The 16512-nt window shown below is 69.1% G+C and carries 16 protein-coding genes; 7 read left to right on the forward strand and 9 right to left on the reverse strand.

Annotation, left to right across the window (positions count from 1 at the left end; genetic code table 11):
- Positions 1-189: 189 nt before the first annotated feature.
- Entirely contained in the window at positions 190-1095 is a 906-nt protein-coding gene (locus AC5P09_RS17060; RefSeq protein ID WP_493874836.1) for a Sco1979 family transcriptional regulator, read from the forward strand.
- 30 nt (positions 1096-1125) lie between these two features.
- Here AC5P09_RS17060 and AC5P09_RS17065 read toward each other — a convergent pair whose 3' ends face one another.
- The gene (locus AC5P09_RS17065; protein ID WP_493874727.1) at positions 1126-1941 is read right to left on the reverse strand and encodes an SAM-dependent methyltransferase; all 816 of its coding nucleotides are present in this window, start codon (positions 1939-1941) and stop codon (positions 1126-1128) included.
- Positions 1942-2143: 202 nt separating this feature from the next.
- Between AC5P09_RS17065 and AC5P09_RS17070 the strand changes: the two genes are divergently transcribed.
- Entirely contained in the window at positions 2144-2977 is an 834-nt protein-coding gene (locus AC5P09_RS17070) for a helix-turn-helix transcriptional regulator (RefSeq protein ID WP_493874728.1), read from the forward strand.
- A gap of 26 nt (positions 2978-3003) precedes the next feature.
- Positions 3004-3234 (forward strand): hypothetical protein, encoded by a 231-nt coding sequence (locus AC5P09_RS17075; RefSeq protein WP_493874729.1) that lies wholly within the window; start codon positions 3004-3006, stop codon positions 3232-3234.
- Here the strand turns inward: AC5P09_RS17075 and AC5P09_RS17080 are convergent.
- From AC5P09_RS17080 to AC5P09_RS17090, 3 genes are all read right to left on the reverse strand, one after another.
- On the reverse strand, positions 3221-3892 hold the full coding sequence (locus AC5P09_RS17080) for an SDR family oxidoreductase (protein ID WP_493874730.1): 672 nt from the start codon (positions 3890-3892) through the stop codon (positions 3221-3223). The two genes, AC5P09_RS17075 and AC5P09_RS17080, sit on opposite strands and share 14 nt — an antisense overlap.
- 147 nt (positions 3893-4039) lie before the next feature.
- On the reverse strand, positions 4040-5398 hold the full coding sequence (locus AC5P09_RS17085) for a 6-phospho-beta-glucosidase (protein WP_493874731.1): 1359 nt from the start codon (positions 5396-5398) through the stop codon (positions 4040-4042).
- Complete coding sequence (locus AC5P09_RS17090; protein ID WP_493874732.1) at positions 5395-6147, reverse strand: DeoR/GlpR family DNA-binding transcription regulator; 753 nt, start codon at positions 6145-6147, stop codon at positions 5395-5397. The genes AC5P09_RS17085 and AC5P09_RS17090 overlap by 4 nt, the downstream gene beginning before the upstream one ends.
- Before the next feature lie 340 nt (positions 6148-6487).
- Between AC5P09_RS17090 and AC5P09_RS17095 the strand changes: the two genes are divergently transcribed.
- From AC5P09_RS17095 to AC5P09_RS17105, 3 genes are read left to right on the forward strand one after another with little or no spacing between them, the layout of a single operon-like run.
- On the forward strand, positions 6488-7765 hold the full coding sequence (locus tag AC5P09_RS17095) for an extracellular solute-binding protein (protein WP_493874733.1): 1278 nt from the start codon (positions 6488-6490) through the stop codon (positions 7763-7765).
- Between the two features lies 1 nt (position 7766).
- The gene (locus AC5P09_RS17100; protein WP_493874734.1) at positions 7767-8822 is read left to right on the forward strand and encodes a carbohydrate ABC transporter permease; all 1056 of its coding nucleotides are present in this window, start codon (positions 7767-7769) and stop codon (positions 8820-8822) included.
- Positions 8823-8872: 50 nt separating this feature from the next.
- Positions 8873-9652, forward strand: coding sequence for a carbohydrate ABC transporter permease (locus tag AC5P09_RS17105; protein WP_493874837.1), 780 nt, complete (start codon positions 8873-8875; stop codon positions 9650-9652).
- Positions 9653-9795: 143 nt separating this feature from the next.
- Here AC5P09_RS17105 and AC5P09_RS17110 read toward each other — a convergent pair whose 3' ends face one another.
- The 3 genes from AC5P09_RS17110 to AC5P09_RS17120 all read right to left on the reverse strand — a co-directional run bounded on the left by AC5P09_RS17110 (position 9796) and on the right by AC5P09_RS17120 (position 12570).
- The gene (locus AC5P09_RS17110) at positions 9796-10908 is read right to left on the reverse strand and encodes a Gfo/Idh/MocA family protein (RefSeq protein WP_493874735.1); all 1113 of its coding nucleotides are present in this window, start codon (positions 10906-10908) and stop codon (positions 9796-9798) included.
- Entirely contained in the window at positions 10878-11588 is a 711-nt protein-coding gene (locus AC5P09_RS17115) for a ThuA domain-containing protein (RefSeq protein ID WP_493874736.1), read from the reverse strand. The genes AC5P09_RS17110 and AC5P09_RS17115 overlap by 31 nt, the downstream gene beginning before the upstream one ends.
- Positions 11589-11715: 127 nt before the next feature.
- Positions 11716-12570: a class I SAM-dependent methyltransferase gene (locus AC5P09_RS17120; RefSeq protein WP_493874737.1), complete on the reverse strand. Its 855-nt coding sequence runs from the start codon at positions 12568-12570 to the stop codon at positions 11716-11718.
- Positions 12571-12644: 74 nt separating this feature from the next.
- On the opposite strand from AC5P09_RS17120, the gene AC5P09_RS17125 reads away from it, so the two are divergent.
- The gene (locus AC5P09_RS17125) at positions 12645-13076 is read left to right on the forward strand and encodes a helix-turn-helix domain-containing protein (RefSeq protein WP_493874738.1); all 432 of its coding nucleotides are present in this window, start codon (positions 12645-12647) and stop codon (positions 13074-13076) included.
- A 410-nt stretch (positions 13077-13486) separates the two neighbouring features.
- Here AC5P09_RS17125 and AC5P09_RS17130 read toward each other — a convergent pair whose 3' ends face one another.
- On the reverse strand, positions 13487-14956 hold the full coding sequence (locus AC5P09_RS17130; RefSeq protein ID WP_493874739.1) for an arabinose isomerase: 1470 nt from the start codon (positions 14954-14956) through the stop codon (positions 13487-13489).
- A 32-nt stretch (positions 14957-14988) separates the two neighbouring features.
- The gene (locus AC5P09_RS17135; RefSeq protein ID WP_493874740.1) at positions 14989-16287 is read right to left on the reverse strand and encodes an MFS transporter; all 1299 of its coding nucleotides are present in this window, start codon (positions 16285-16287) and stop codon (positions 14989-14991) included.
- Positions 16288-16512 lie beyond the last annotated feature (225 nt).

The following is a 16512-nucleotide window of genomic DNA, read 5'->3' on the forward strand; positions in this document are numbered from 1 at the left end:
GACGGCGCCGGGGCCGGCGTGTTCGCCGCACCACTCGGCGAAGTGGGCATCGAGCGTTTCTGGGTTGGCAGTGGCGAGGGCAAAGATCATTCCCACGACTCGGAGATCCTGCACCCGGCAGCCCCCTAGGATGGCGAGCCGCAGCGCTTGTACGCGTGCGGAGTTGGGTTCACCGCAGGGAGAATGGCCATGGGCGCCAAAGGGGCCGCACATACACCGTCCGGCAGCGGGGTCTTGGACGGTCCGTCGGCCGGCCCCATGTTGCCGCGTCTGGTGCTGGGCGCACGGCTGTGCAGACTCCGGGAGGAGCAGCACATCTCGCGTGAGGCCGCGGGTCAGGTCATCCGCGCTTCCCGGTCCAAGATCAGCCGACTGGAGGCCGGGCGCCACGGGTTCAAGCTGCGTGACGTGGCCGATCTGCTCACTCTCTACGGCGTCACGGACGAGGCCGAACGCGCCACCCTGCTTGCTTTGGCCGAGCAGGCCAACACCACCGCCTGGTGGCAGAACTACAACGACGTGGTGCCCGCCTGGATGCAGGCCTACCTCGGGGCCGAACAGGCAGCGCATCTCATCCGCTGTTTCGAGGTCCAACGGGTGCCTGCCTTGCTGCAGACCCCCGACTATGCGCGTGCCGCCGTCCGGCTTGCCCACCCCGGTGCCGGTGCTGAGGAGACCGAGCGGCGAGTCACGTTACGGATGACTCGTCAGCGGATCCTGCACCGGCAGTCGGCGGCCCAGCTCTGGGCCGTGATCGACGAGGCGGCCCTGCGTCGCCCGGTGGGCGGCATCAGCACGATGCGCGCCCAGCTCAAGCACCTCATCGAGATCTGCCGACTGCCGCAGGTCACCGTACAGATCATGCCGTTCCTCGCCGGCGGCCACACCGCGGAAAGCGGTCCGGTCACCATCCTGCGCCTGCCCGGCGGTCAGTTGCCCGACATCGTCTACCTCGAACAGCTCGTCACTGCCCTCTATCCCGACAGGCCGTCCGAGATCGAGCGCTATTGGGATGTCATGAACCGCCTGGTGGTCGAAGCCGAATCACCGGACGAGACGCCGACGATCCTCCATCGCATCCTTCAGGAGACCTGATCCGGGACGTGGACCGGCAGCCGGCGGGTTTCAGCGTTTGAGGGCGACACCGCCGTACTGATGCACCTCCGCGGGCAGGCCCCAGGCGTCGGCGTCAGGACGCCAACGCGAGCACGATGTCACGCCCGGTTCGAGCAGTTCCAGACCGTCGAAGTAGCGCGCGATCTGCTCGGGGCTGCGGAGGATGTACGGGATCGAGCCGCCCTCGTTGTACTGCTGGATGGCCTCGACGTAGGACTCACTGGTGTTCGTGCTGTCGTACTGCACGAGATAGCTGCCGGACGGCAGTGCATCCACCAGTTGCCGCACGATCGAGCGCGCCTCGTCGTGGTCCTCGATGTGGCCCAGGATGCCCATCAGCATGAGCGCGACGGGCCGGTCGAAGTCCAGCGTCTTCGCGGCTTCCCGCACGATGGCGCTCGGCTCGCGCAGGTCCGCGTCGACGTAGTTGGTGACGCCTTCCGGGGTGCTGGTGAGCAGCGCGCGGGCGTGTGCCAGCACCAACGGGTCGTTGTCGACGTAGACGATCCGGCTTTCAGGGGCCACGCGCTGGGCGATCTGGTGGGTGTTGTCCACGTTGGGCAGCCCGGTGCCTATGTCCAGGAACTGCCGGATGCCCTCCTCGGCGGCCAGATGACGCACGGCGCGGGCGAGGAAGTACCGGGCGGCACGGGCTCCGGTCTCGATACCGGGGAAGGTCTCGCGGAACGCGTCACCGGCCACACGGTCGACTTCGTAGTTGTCCTTCCCTCCCAACCAGTAGTTCCAAATGCGGGCCGACTGCGGCACAGAGGTATCGATCTTGGAGAGCGCCTCCTGCTCGGAGTTCTCTGCCTCATCAGTCATGGACGCTCCTGTGTGTACGTAGTGAGAACCACGAAGACCGTGGAACACCAGTCGTGGACGCCCACGTTATTCTCCCCGACTCGACTCATGTGCATCAGAGCCCTCATCTACCCTTGTTCCGCGGCCTGTTGGCTTGTTCGTTCCTTTCCGGAGCTCGACGTCGGTGCCGTGTTCGGGGTGGACGGAAGAGGAGGGGGATCAGGTGGCCACGCAGGAACAGCGGCGCGAGCTCGCCCAGTTCATCCGCAGTCGGCGTGAGCGTCGCAAGCCCGAGGACGCGGGTCTGCCCGTCGTCGGTCACCGGCGCACACCAGGTCTGCGACGCGAAGAGGTGGCCACACTGGCCGGGCTGAGCATCACCTGGTACACGTGGCTGGAGCAGGCCAGGGAGATCAAGGTCTCGAGGCAGGTGCTCGGCAGTCTCGCGACGGCGCTCGACCTCGACCAGGTCGAGCGCGACCACCTGTTCCGGCTCGCCGGTGAGGTCCCGCCCAGTGACGTCCTGCCGAGCGCCGAGCTCCCCCGGCAGTACGAGCTGTTGCTCACCCACCTGAATCCGAATCCCGCGTTCATCGTCAACCGGCGCTTCGACATCCTGGCCTGGAACCAGGGGTGCGAGCTGCTCTACGGCGACCTGGGCGCCCTGCCGCCCCGGCGGCGCAACGTCCTGTGGCTCACCTTCACCTCACCCGAGGTCAGGGCCATGTCCCAGAACTGGGAGGAGGAGGCCTCGTACGCCCTTGCGCTGTTCCGCACCCAGGTGGGCGAGCGCATTCTCGATCCCGACGTCGTCGTGCTCCTCCACGAGCTGGCGGAGTCCAGCCCGGACTTCTCCCGGCTGTGGCAGCTCAAGGAGCTGGCACCGTTCGTCCCGAAATCGCGCGCGGTCAATCATCCGCGCCTCGGTGTGATCGAGCTCGAGTACATCAAGATGCATGTCGCGGACGACGACAAGACCGTCGTGGCCTATCTCGTGAACCCCGGGTCCGACCTGGAGCGGCGCCTGGAGAAGCTTCTGGAGGAGCGGGCGGACTGACCGGCCGCGCGCCGACGGAGCAGACTGTGGCCGAGTCCCTCGCCACGGGCCGGCGGATCGCCCTGCGCAGTGGCGGACACTGCCACGAACAGGGGCTGATCGTCGGTCACTTGTACGGTGTCGAGGTGGTCGTCGTGGACGCCGCGGGCCGTACCCGTACGGTCCTCGCGACCCGTGCACCCGACGACCCGCTGGGGCGCGGCCGGGCTCGGGGATGGGCCCGGTTCTCACGGCAGCACGCGGTCAGGCGACGGTGAACCCGCCGTCGACCGGAAGGATCGTGCCGGTCACATAGCTCGCGCCGATGAGGTACGCGATCGCGTCCGCCAGGTCGCCGGGCTTGCCGATCCGCTTGACCGGCAGGTCCTTCACCATCTCGGTGAACTGGCCCTCGCGTGCCTCCTCTGGCACGAAGGACCACCAGGGCGTGTCCACCGCGCCCGGCGCCACGGCGTTGACGCGCACCGGCGACAGCTCCGCGGCAAGCGGCGAGACGATGCGCTCGAGGGCACCGTTGACCGCGGCCAACGTCACCGTGCCGGGGGCGGCGGCGCGCGCGGTGGCGGCGGAGACCACCGTGACCGAACCGGTGACTTGCGCCTTCTGAATGGCGGACAGGTAGGCGAACAGCTTGCCGTCGAAGGCGCCCTTGATGTCGGCGAGGCTTACTCCGGCCAGCGGGCCGAGGCCGAGCGCACCCGGGCTGAAGGCGAGCACCAGGTGGTCGAAGGAGCCGACCCGCTCGAAGAACCGGGCCACGGCGGTCTCGTCGGTGCCGTCCACCTGCTCGGCGCCGGCGACCCGCTCCTTCACCGCTGCCAGCTTCTCCGCGTCGCGTCCGGTGACGATCACCTCGGCTCCGGCCGCCGTCAGCTTCTCCGCCGCCGCCAGGCCGATGCCGGACGTTCCAGCCATGATCACAACACGCATCTTCTGCCTCCAGTCATTCACTGCTTGCCCCACCGAGCCTGAAGTGCTTGCCGGAAGTCATCCAGATGCGCTTTGTGCTGGTGGCATCGCTACTAGGCAGTTCAGGGTGGCGCTCCGGGACCGGGGGGCGGCTCAGTGGCGCAGGTAGGCAAGTTCCGGGAAGTGGCGCTGGTAGGCGTCCAGCAGGCGTCCGGCGACGGCGTACGAGTCGATCAGCGGGTGGATGGTGAGCGCCTTGACCGCCTGGGCGCGTTCGCCGGTGCCGGCGGCGTGGATGACCGAGCGTTCGGCTGCTTTCACCGAGCACACCAGGCCGGTGCCGTGGTCGGGCAACGGGGCTCCGGCGACGGGGCGGGCGCCGTTGGCGTCCACGTGGCAGGGGACCTCGATGACGGCGTCGTCGTCGAGGACGGGGATCCGGCCGCGGCCCCGGACGTTGAGGATGAGGGTGGTGCGCTCGTCCCGGGCGATGGCCCGCATGAGGGAGAGGGCCACCTGCTCGTATCCGCCGGATTCCAGGTCGCAGGAGTCCCGTTCGCCCGTGCCGACGGCATCACGGTTCTCGGCCATGTAGGTGGTCTCGCGTTCCAGGCGGGTGGCGTCCCAGGCGTTCCAGGCGGCGCGGGGTACGGGCGGGCCGTCGCCGGTGCCCATGGCGTCGTAGAAGCGCTGCTGCTGGGAGTGGAGGAAGGCGCCGCGGGTCTGTTCGGCGGCACGGGCGGCGCCGACCGACTCGCGGTTGAAGTAGTAGTAGTGCAGGTATTCGTTGGGCAGTGCGCCGAGCGTGCGCAGCAGGTCGGCGCCGAAGAGCTTGCCCTCCTCGAACGAGGTCAGCGCCGCCTCGTCCTCGAACAGGGACGGCAGCAGGTCCCGGCCGTCGGCGTACAGGCCGCACAGCCAGCCCAGGTGGTTCAGGCCCACGTAGTCCAGGCGGACGCGGGCCGGGTCGGCGCCGAGCGTGCCGGCCACCCGGCGGCCGAGGCCCACGGGGGAGTCGCAGATCCCGATCACGCGGTCGCCGAGGTGGGCGGTCATGGCCTCGGTGACCATGCCGACGGGGTTGGTGAAGTTGATGACCCAGGCGTCGGGTGCCAGGGCGGCGATGCGGCGGGCGATGGCGGTGGCCACCGGGATGGTGCGCAGCCCGAAGGAGATGCCGCCCGCACCGACGGTCTCCTGGCCCAGTACGCCTTCCTCCAGGGCGATCCGCTCGTCCGCCGCGCGCCCGGCGAGCCCGCCGACGCGGATGGCCGAGAACACGAAGTCGGCTCCGGTGACCGCCTCGTCCAGGTCGGTGGTGACGGTGACGGCGGGCGGGTCGCGGTGCCCGGCGGACTGGTCGGCGAGGACCTTGCGGATGGTCGCCAGCCGGGAGGCGTCCAGGTCGTACAGGGCCAGCTCGGTGACGCGTCCTTCGCCGTGGTCGCCCAGCAGCGCCCGGTAGACCAGCGGAACCCGGAAGCCGCCGCCGCCCAGGATCGTGAGTTTCATACTCCGATCACCTCGACTCCCGCCTCGCGCAGTCGGGCACAGGTCTTCTCGTCCGCCGCGGAGTTGGTCACCACGACGTCGAGCTCCTCCGGCCCGCACACCCGGGCCATCCCGGTGCCGGGGAACTTGCCCGCGTCCGCCACCAGCACCACCTGGGCGCTGGCGGCGATCATCGCCCGCTTGACCGGCACTTCGACGGCCGTGGTGTCCAGCACCTGGCCGTCGGGGCGGACCCCGCTGGTGCCGAGGAACAGCCGGTCGGCGTGGATCTGCCGCAGATTGTCCTCGGTGAGGAAGCCCACCAGCGAGCGGTAGTCGCGCCGGACCACGCCGCCCAGCAGGATCAGCTGGATGCCCTTGTCGTCCTGGAGTTCCTCGTAGACGGCCAGGTTGCTGGTGATCACGGTCAGGGACCGGCCGTGCAGATGGCGGGCGACCCGGTGGGCCGTGGTGCCAATGTCGAGCAGGAGCGTCTCGCCGTCCTTGACGAGTTCTGCGCACCACGCGGCCAGCGCGTCCTTGGCCTCGACCCGGACCGCGGCCACGTCGGCGAACGGGTCGTCCTCGCCGAGGAGGGGGGCGGCGCCGCCGTAGACGCGTTTGAGCAGGCCCTCGTCCTCCAGTTGTACGAGGTCACGCCGGATCGTGGCCTGGCTCGCCCCTACCTTCTCGGCGAGGAAGGTCACGCTGGTGGGACCGTCTGCGCGCAGGACGCGGAGGATCAGCTCATGTCTTCGGTCAGGGAGCATGGCGCCGACCATACTCGCGAACTCGCCAAACTCAAGCAAAGCTGCGCACGAATGTCTCGATCGGTGCTTGACTCTTGTCAAAAGCGCGCACTGGGTGCACTCTCTTGCGTAATTCGAGCCGGGCTCGGCCCCCACTCCGGTCGGTCGAAGCGGATCAACGGCGCATTTCGCCGCCATTCACGCGTCGGCACCGTCTGAGAAGACCAAGGTCACACGTCCCGGGCAGCGAGGTGCGTTCGTCGGCCACCGTCGCCCTTCAGCCATCCGGACCTCCGCTTTCCCCGCCATCGCCCATGCCTCACGGGTCCCAGCCGGACACGTCGAACACCAGGAGAAGACCGTGGACCTTTCCCGTAGACGATTCCTTCAGGCCGCCGTACTGACGGCCGCTGCGGCAGGTGCCACCGCAGCGTGCGGCGGCGGCGCCGAGACGAGCGGCGGCAAGGACAAGGACCTGGCCCTCTGGTACTGGTCCGGCGGCCTGAGCGACAAGGTCGTCGCGGACGCCAGGAAGCACTTCTCCTCCGACATCAGCCTCAAGACCTCCATGGTCGGCGGCGACTTCAAGACCAAGCTGCTCACCGGCCTGAGGGCCGCGCAGTCCGCCCCGGACATCACCGGCATCAAGGGCGAGGACATCGCCTCGTTCCTGCCCAACGCAGACCGGTTCATCGACCTGAAGACCGTCGGCGCGGACAAGCTGGTCCCGCAGTACCTGTCGTGGAAGCTGAAGCAGGCCACCAGCCAGGACGGCAAGCTCATCGGCTTCCCGATCGACATCGGCCCCTGCGCCATGTACTACCGCGAGGACCTCTTCGCGAAGGCGGGGCTGCCCACCGACCCCACCGAGGTCTCCTCCCAGCTGTCCACCTGGGACGACTACTTCAAGGCCGGCGTCGAGCTGAACAAGGCCGTACCGAAGACCTTCCTGATCAACAACATCGGCTCGGTGTTCTCGATGATCATCGGTCAGGGCACCCAGCGGTTCATCGACGAGGACAACAAGTTCATCGGCGACCAGGACCACATCCGCACCGCCTGGACCACCGCCGTGCAGCCCTACACCCTCGGCATCGACGCGAAGATCAACGACAACACCTGGAACGCCGCCATCAGCGGCGGCACCCTGGGCACCGAACTGGGCGCCGCCTGGCACGCGCTGGACATCACCAACGCCGCCCCGGGCACCAAGGGCAAGTGGCGGGTGGCGAGCCTGCCAAGCGGGCCGTCCAACCTCGGCGGGTCCTTCCTGGCGCTGCCCGCGACCTGCGGCAACCCCGAAGAGGCCTTCAAGATCATCAGCTGGATCCTCAGCCCGGAGAACCAGGCCCGCGGCTTCACCGACGCGGCCCTGTTCCCGACCGCCCCCGCCGCGTACAAGCTGCCGGCGCTGACCGGCGGCGACCCCTTCTTCGGCGGCCAGAAGACCATCGAGATCTTCGGCCCGGCGGCCGAGAAGATCCCCGCCGTCTACGAGGCCCCGGCCGACGCGGCGGTCTCGGCCCCCTTCTACAGCGAGCTGACCAGCGTCGAGGCCAAGGGCAAGGACCCCGACACCGCCTGGAAGGACGCCGTCAGCCAGGCCAAGCAGATCGCCCAGCGTCAGGGAGTGAAGTGACATGTCGTCAAGCCCGGTAGCCGGCCCGGCCGCGACCGGACCGTCCTTGGGACCCGACACCGGGCCCGTCGGCCGGCCGGCCCCGGACCGCCCGCGCGGTCCGGGCCGGCACGGCCGCCGGGCCCGGCCGGTGTCGGCCGGGGCTCGGCGCGGGCCGAGACGGAAGGCCGCCAGATACTGGCCGCAGTACCTGGCCATCTCGCCGTACTACGTGCTCTTCTCGGTCTTCATGCTCTTCCCGGTGCTCTACACCGTGTATCTGGCGTTCCAGAAGTGGGACGGCATCGGGGACATGCAGTTCGTCGGGTTCCAGCAGTTCCGCTTCCTGTGGGACGACCCGGTGTTCTGGCTGTCCGTCCGCAACACCCTCGTCATCTGGGTGCTGTCCACCGTGCCGATGCTCCTGCTGGCACTCGTGCTCGCGGTGCTGGTGAACTCCACCAAGCGCCTCACGGCCTTCTACCGGATCGCCCTGTTCATCCCCAGCATCACCTCGCTGGTGGCCATCGCGATCTTCTTCGGCGCGATCTTCAGCAACAACTTCGGCCTGATCAACGCCATCCTGAAGTCGGTGCACCTGTCTGCCGTGCCGTGGATGAGCAACGAGTGGACGATCAAGCTGGTGATCGCGGCCCTGATGACGTGGCAGTGGACCGGCTACAACGCCATCATCTACCTGGCCGGCCTCCAGGCCATCCCCTCGGAAGTCTACGAGGCGGCCAAGATGGACGGGGCCGGCCCGGTGCGGATCCTGTTCTCCATCACGATCCCGATGCTGCGGCCCATCATCCTGTTCACCGTGGTGATCTCCACCGTCACCGGCCTGCAGAGCTTCACCGAACCACAGGTGCTGTTCGGCAGTGAGGCGGCCACCAACCCCAACTCCGGCGGGCCGGGCCAGGCGGGTCTGACCACGCTGCTGTACTTCTACCACCAGGCCTTCGACAACAACGACTTCGGCTACGGGGCCGCGATCGTCTGGGCCTTCTTCCTGCTGATCCTGCTCATCGTCACCATCAACTGGCGCCTGGTGCAGCGTAAGGAGCGACGGCCGTGAACAGCCAGAACCGCAAGCGCGTCCGCGGGCTGAGCGTCCATCTCATCCTGATGACCGGTGTCGTCATCTCGGTGTTCCCGTTCTACTGGATCATCGTCATGGCGACGAACACCTCGCAGGACATCTACAGCTACCCGCCGAAGCTGTGGTTCGGTTCCAACCTGGGAACCAACATCCAGCATCTGTTCGACAAGATGGACTTCTTCGGGTCGCTGTTCAACACGGTGATCGTGGCGGTCGGAACGACCCTGCTGGTGCTGTTCTTCGACTCCCTGGCGGCCTTCGCCTTCGCCAAGTACGACTTCCCCGCCAAGAAGTACCTGTTCGGCCTCCTGCTCGCGATGTACATCCTGCCGACCCAGCTGGCGATCATCCCGCAGTACGAGATCATGGTGCAGCTGGGCTGGCTGGGCACCCTCCAGGCGCTCATCGTGCCCGCCGCCGCCAACGCCTTCGGCATCTTCTGGATGCGCCAGTACACCAGCAGCGGCGTCCCGGACGAACTGCTGGACGCCGCCCGGTTGGAGGGCGCCGGGTTCTTCCGCCTGTACTGGCACGTGGTGCTGCCGTGCGTCCGCCCGGCCCTGGCGTTCCTCGGCATCTACACCTTCATCGCCGCCTGGAACGACTACATCCTGCCGCTGGTGATGCTGGTCAACCCGGACCGCCTCACCCTCCAGGTGTCACTGGCACAGCTGTACGCCGGCCACTCCACCGACTACAGCATGGTGATGGCCGGAGTGCTGCTGTCGGTCATTCCGCTGGTGCTGGTGTTCACCTTCTTCGCCCGCGGGTTCATCGCCGACGCCACCAAGGGGGCCCTGCGCTGAGGGCGGCGGTTGCCGGACCGATCGGGCCCTTGGCCGCGGGCGATGAGACACGTCTCGACCGGGCCGCCGAAGACCTGGCGGCGTCGGGGTCCTGGTGGTCGAGGACCGGCCGGTCGCACCCCTCGGCCGCACGGCGGCGTGGGTCAGCGGGCGGAGCGTCGTCTCCACTCCTCGGCGGCCGTCAGCGGAACGGGGACGGGCGGCGCCGTCGACGTCGTCAGCTCTATACGGCGCCCCTCGGCCGACGAGCGGAGGAGCGCGCTCATCGCCTCCAGCACGTGCAGGGCGACGTCGCCGTTCGCGCGAGGCGGCCGCTGCTCATCGGCGGTGATGAAGTCGAGCAGACCGATGCCCCGTGCGCCACCGACGTAGCCCGCCGACGGCGGGAGCGTGCGCCACTGCTGGCCGCCGAGTTCGAAGAGCCGTACCTCGCCGTCGAAGTGGTTCGGATCCGGAACCGTGAGCGTCCCCGTCTCGCCGTGGACCTCGATCGGCACCGCCGTGGTGGCAACGCCGTCGAAGCTCGTCGTGATGGTCGTCAGCGCACCGTCCGCGTGCTCGAGCACACCGGAGACATGACTGTCCACCTCGACCGGTATCCGCTCGCCCGCGCGCGGGCCGGAACCGATGACGCGCTCGGCGCGCAGCCGGCTGGACGCCCCGATCACGGCACGCACCGGACCCAGCAGGTGGACCAGGGACGCCAGGTAGTACGGCCCCATGTCCAGCAGGGGGCCACCCCCGGCGGTGTAGTAGAAGTCGGGGTGAGGATGCCAGCGTTCGTGTCCCGGGGTGGTCATGACGGCCGAGGCGAACAGAGGGCGTCCGATGGTCCCCGCCTCCACAGCCGTCCGCGCCGTCTGGATTCCGGTGCCCAGGACGGTGTCCGGCGCGCACCCCACACCGACTCCCGCCTTCGCGGCGGCCTCCATGACGGTGTGGGCGTCGCGGAGGGTGGCGGCCAGCGGCTTCTCTCCGTAGACGTTCTTGCCGTGGCCGATGGCGCCGAGGGCGATCTCGGCGTGGGCCGCGGGAACGGTGAGGTTCAGCACCGTGTCCACGTCCGGGCTGCTCAGCAACTCCTCGACGGTCAGCGCCTCGGCTGCGGGCAGTTCGGCGGCGACCGTGGCCGACCGGGAGGCGTCGAGGTCGGCGACCGCGGTGACGCGTACGGCGGGATGGCCGATGAGCGTGTTCAGATACGCGCGGGAGATGACACCGAGACCTACGACGCCGATGCGGTGCGCGTCGCCCACAGCATGCCCCTTTCGATGATGGTGCGGACCTGGGGGTGCTCGAGCACGTCGAGGCTGTGCCCCGGTGTCGTCACCACGATGCGCCCGGCGCCCCACCGACGGGTCCAGACCGCCGGTGAGGTGACCGGCCGGTGCCAGGGCTGCCACGGCCGGGCGGGATGGGTGGTGGTGGCCAGGACGTCGCTCAGGTCGTCGTGGAGGACCCAGTACTGCTCGGTGTTCAGCTCGAAATCCTCGATGCCCGCGGTGACGGGGTGCTCGCGGCCGAGTTCCGTGATGGTGACGACGTGGGGCAGGAAGTTGTCCTCCGCGTCCCCCCGGCGTTCGCACGGCTCCTTGCCCGGGTGGGTCGCGAACTGGCCTCCCACCAGGTGGAGATAGTCGGAGGAGGCGCGGAACGAGTCGGCGATGCCACCGTGCCAGCCGGTGAAGCCGGTGCCGGCCACGACCGCCGCGCTCAGTCCCGACAGCTGCTCGGGGGCGATCTCCGACATCGTGACGCACTGCACGACGAGGTCGGTGCCGGCCATCTCGGCGGCGTCGGCGTAGACGTCGGTCGACTCCTCGATCCGGATGTCGTATCCGTTGCTCTGGAGGAAAGGCAGGAACAACTCCGTGGCCTTGACCGGCTGGTGTCCCTCCCATCCGCCTCGGACCACCAGGGCCTTCTTCCGCGTCATGTGGTCCCTTCATGGGGTCGCCGCCCCGGTCTGGTCGGAGGTGTTCGCATCGAGGATGCGTCAGTCACCCGCGCTCGGGAAAGGGCTGCCGGTGCCGCGAAAGTTTCGTGAACGCGGACTGCCCGCCCTACGACGCGGACGATGCTCGGCCACCGACCATCCAGCAGGCCGCGGTGAAGCGGACTTCCGTGCCCTGCACAAAGGTGTCGAAGGCGGCGCGGACCGTCTCGACGACGCGCCTTCGAGTGCGCTCGTCGGCCTCGCCCAGGACGAGGCTGACGGGACCGAGTCGGGTGAAGTAGCCGACCAGTTCCTTCTCGGGCAGAGCGCACGCCACGTCGATCGGCCGGACGTCGATGCCGGTCCAGCCGCTCTCCTCCAGGATGTGGTGGACCCTGCCGGCGTCCGCGAAGGCGAACTGGCCCGGCTCGTCCGGTCGGCGGGCGGGGAGGTTCGGCAGCAACGGGGCCGCGGCGCGTTCGGCCGTCGTCATGAACGGATTCTCCGCGGGGCCGCGCCAGGCGATGAACCGGAGCCGGGCGTCGTCCCTCGCGGCACGCCGCAGGTTGGTGAAGGCTCGGACGAAGTCCTTGAAGAACATGACGCCGAAGCGCGAGATGACGGTGTCGAAGGTGGCGGGCTCGAACGCGTGGTCCTGCGCGTCGGCACGGACGAAGGAAGCCTGGACACCCTCCTGTTCGGCGCGCGCCCGGGCGGCGGTGACCATCGGCTCGGAAATGTCGATGCCGACGCAACGGCCCTCCGCGCCCAATCGCCGCGCGACGGCCAGCGTGGTGCCGCCCGTACCGCAGCCGACGTCGAGCACGTGACGCGCGGGTTCGGCGAGTACCGCTTCGACGAGCAGGTCTTCGAAGGGCCTGAGCATCTCGTCCAGCACCGCCTGGGCGTCGACCCAGGCATGGGCGGCGGGCCCGTTCCAGCGGGCCGCCTGCTCGTCCTCGGTCCTGCGCGTGACGTTCATGTTCTGCTCCTGTGGTTGCCTTGCCGGGGTGGAGATGACACCGTCCTACTTCAAGTCGACTTGAGGTCAAGAGGATGACAGACCTGGACATCGCCGAGGTGGCGCACCGCGCCGGGGTTCCCGCCTCGACGCTGCGTTTCTACGAGGAGAAGGGCCTGATCGCCTCGATCGGCAGGCGGGGCCTGCGCCGTCAGTACGATCCCGGGGTGCTGGAGCGTCTGGCGCTGATCGGCGCAGGGCGTACCGCCGGTTTCTCGCTCGACGAGATCGCGCGCATGTTCGCGCCGGACGGACAGCCCCGCATCGACCGGCAGGTGCTCGCGGCCAAGGCGGAGGAGCTGGACCGGACGATCCGCGAACTCGGCGTTCTGCGCGACTCCCTACGGCACGCCGCTGCCTGCCCCGCGCCGAGCCACATGGAATGCTCCACCTTCCGCCGCCTCCTCAAGGCCGCCGCATCGGGGGCTGTGGCGGTGCCGAGGAGGCGGGCTCTGTGGCGATCGTGAATCGGGCGAGTGGGCCTGGGACCGTGTGGCTGACCATGACCCGTGGCTGTGTTCGAGGTCGTGGCCGGTGGCATGTTCCGGTGTTCCGTCGCGTTCTCAAGGCCGCCGCATCGGGGGCTGTGGCGGTGCCGAGGAGGCGGGCTCTGTGGCGATCGTGAATCGGGCGAGTGGGCCTGGGACCGTGTGGCTGACCATGACCCGTGGCTGTGTTCGAGGTCGTGGCCGGTGGCATGTTCCGGTGTTCCGTCGCGTTCTCAAGGTTGCCGTGTCGGGGGCTGTGGCGGTGCCGAGGAGGCGGGCTCTGTGGCGATCGTGAATCGGGCGACCGGGCGACCGGGCCTGGGACCGTGCGGCCGAGCACGACCCGTGGCCCTGTTCGAGGCCGTGGCGGCGGCACGTTCCGGTCATGGTCAGACCTCTCGGTGGTCGATGCCGAGCAGACTCGCGGCGGCCCGGAAATCGGCGGTGTGGTGGCCGACCGAGAGGGACCAGTGGTGGCCGACGCCCGTCGCGCTCCACGCGTCGACCCACTCGCCGGGATCACGGCCGAAGTCGACGCGGCTGGTGGTGTTGCCGATCTCCAGCAGCGGGCCGGGGACGACGGTGCCCTCGGAGGTGATGAACGACAGGCTGCCGTCGGCGTCCTGGCCGAGGCCGAGGAGGGTGACGGGGCCGTGCTGGACGTCGAACTCCACGCTGACGCCCCAGCCGCGCTTGCCGTGGTAGACACCCAGGCCGCGCAGCAGCGGGTCACGGGCGCTGACGGCGAGGTGGGCCGGCCCGTCGTGGCCCATCTCCACGACGCCGTCCTCGAAGTCGAGCGCCTGGATCTCGGTGAAGGAACCGCCGGCTCCGATGCTCTGCGAGGCCAACTGGGCGACGCTGGTGCGCAGTTCGTACTCACCGGCCGCGGGCACGCCCCGGGCGGTGAGCAGGGAGGCGCCCAGGATCATGCCGGCGCCGAGCCGCTCGTGCAGTTCGCCGTCGAGCCCGCGGTGGTAGTACGCGAGGGTGTCGAGGCCGAAGTCCGCCACGAGCCGGTCGAGTGCGACCGACACGGTCGCTCCCCACGCGAAGTCCTCGTCCACCACGCTGTCGTCGAGGGTGAAGACCCGGCGGGCGAGCGCCATGCGTTCACGGGTCTCCTGCTCGGTCACCTTCTCCACCCGGTGCCGCAGGTCGTCGAACTCCAGCACCTCGACGTGCGAGCCGAACGTCGCCGGCAGCAGGGTCGGATCGGTCGACACGTCGAGCATGCCGGGATACAGATGCCCCATCAGTCCGTGCCGGGCGTGCCGCAGCGCGGCCCGGACGTGTGCGGCCCGGATCCACTGCTCGATGCGCCGCCAGGCCGACTCCTGGCGCAGCCAGCCCGACACCGACCGGAAGGGGATTCCGGCGCGGCGGAAGACATTGCCCACCTCGGGCACGGGGCACTGGCCGCAGTACGCCAGCCAGGCACCCGTGTCGAAGGAGGCGTGGTCCATCCGTTCGGAGGGCTGGAGGTCGATGACCAGGACGGGGGTGTGCGCGCGCCGGGCGATCGGCAGCACCATCGACGAGGTCAGGTACGTCGTCAGGAACAGCACGATCAGGTCGCAGTCCGCCCGGCGGAGCTCCTCGGCGGCGGCCGCGCCTTCCTCGGCGTCGGAGACGAAGCCGACGTCGGTCACCTCCGCGTCCATCTGCCGCAGCCGCTCGGTGACGTACCGGGCCGACTCCCGCAACTGCGGGAGGAGGTCGGGGAACTGCGGCCAGTAGGTGCCGAGGCCGCCCGCGACCAGTCCGATCCGGGTGCGGCGGCGGGGCACTGTGGGCAGCGCCTCGCGCAGAGTGGCGGCGCGGTCCGCGGTCACGGTCGTGGGTTCGGTCGTTGCCATGGGCGGTGTTCCTTCCGAGGTCCGGTGCGGTTTCAGGCCCGGGCCGCTCCCAGACCCGCCGGGGCGGCAGCGGCATCGGGGGAACGCCGGATGAGGACACGGACGATGTACACGCCCGCGACCCCCGAGGCCGCCATGCAGAGGGTGATCGACCAGAGCAGCAGGGACGCGCTGTACTCCATCAGGGCGGGCGTGACGAACGCGACGCCCGCGAAGACCCCCCGTGACAGGGCGTACGTGAGGCCCTGGGTGGTGCCGCGGGTGTCCGGGGGCAGCGTGAGCTGTGACCACACCTTGTAACTGGTCTCTCCCGCAAAGGGGTTGGAGATCTGGTAGAGCACGAAGAAGACGAGCATGCCGACGAGGGCGCCGGCCGTGAGCGAGGCGATGCAGAAGGCGACGACCTGGACGACCGTGAAGACGTAGAACAGCCGGTCGCGCCAGGGGGTGTCGGCGATCCGGACGAAGAAGAAGGTCAGCACCAGCGCGATGGGGAGGAAGACCAGGTTGATCCCGGTGGCCAGGCTCTGCGAGGCACCGCTGACCGTGACCAGCAGATAGGTGCCGAACTGGCCGATGGTGTTGGCGCCGATGCCCCAGGTGACGTAGTAGACGAAGGTCGCGGCCATCGGCAGCAACGCGGCACGGTTCCACACGTTCTTGAGCTCGATGCCGCGCGGGGCGGCCAGCGCGGCCGCCTCCTCCTGCACCGCGGCGTCCGACGGCTCCTCGGCCAGCCGCAGACGGGCGCGGAACTGCCAGGTGAGCAGCGCGGCGACGGCCAGATGGCCGGTGATGATCCGCGCCCCGATCATGCCGGTGTCCGACAGGACGTAGCCGAGGAAGATGGCGACGACGATGCCCAGCACCCACATGACCTGGGTGAAGGACACGAGACGGGCCCGGCCGTCGGCGGGCGCGGCGTCCGAGACCACGGCCAGCGAGGTCGGCAGGTCGGCACCGGCCGCCAGCCCCGCGACGAGCACGCCGGCCAGGAGCACGATGTCGTTCGGCGCCAGCGTGATGACGATGGCGCCCAGCGCGTAGCAGAGGATGTCCAGGTTGTAGACACGGCGGCGCCCGAACATGTCGGCGAGCCGTCCGCCGACCAGGGAGCCGACGGCGATGCAGCCGGTGACGATCGCGCTGATCGCCCCCGCCATCCACACGCCCATGTCGTAACTGTCCCGGTAGATGGCCAGGTTGACGGAGATGCTGACGATGAGCGCGGCATCGAGGTACGAGGCCATGCCCGACAGCGCCGCAACCTTCCAGAGACGTTTGGGGATTGGCGGTTTCGGGTGATCCGGGGCAGCGGAGGTTCGGGCCATGATGCGACTCCGTCGTCTGGGGAGGGGCCGAGCGGAGGGGGACGTCGCGGCTGAAGGGCCGGGTCGCAGTGACTATAGGATTACAAAAACGTTCCAACAAGGGGTCGCGCAAGCATCGGTGGAGGCAGCAGGTGGAGTCTTCGCGCGGTCCGGGATCTGGTGGGGATGTCCCAGGTGTCCTACGGTGAAGCTGCCGTAAAAACGTTTTTGGTCCGTGAGAGCGTC

The organism is Streptomyces sp. a15, from assembly GCF_059026085.1.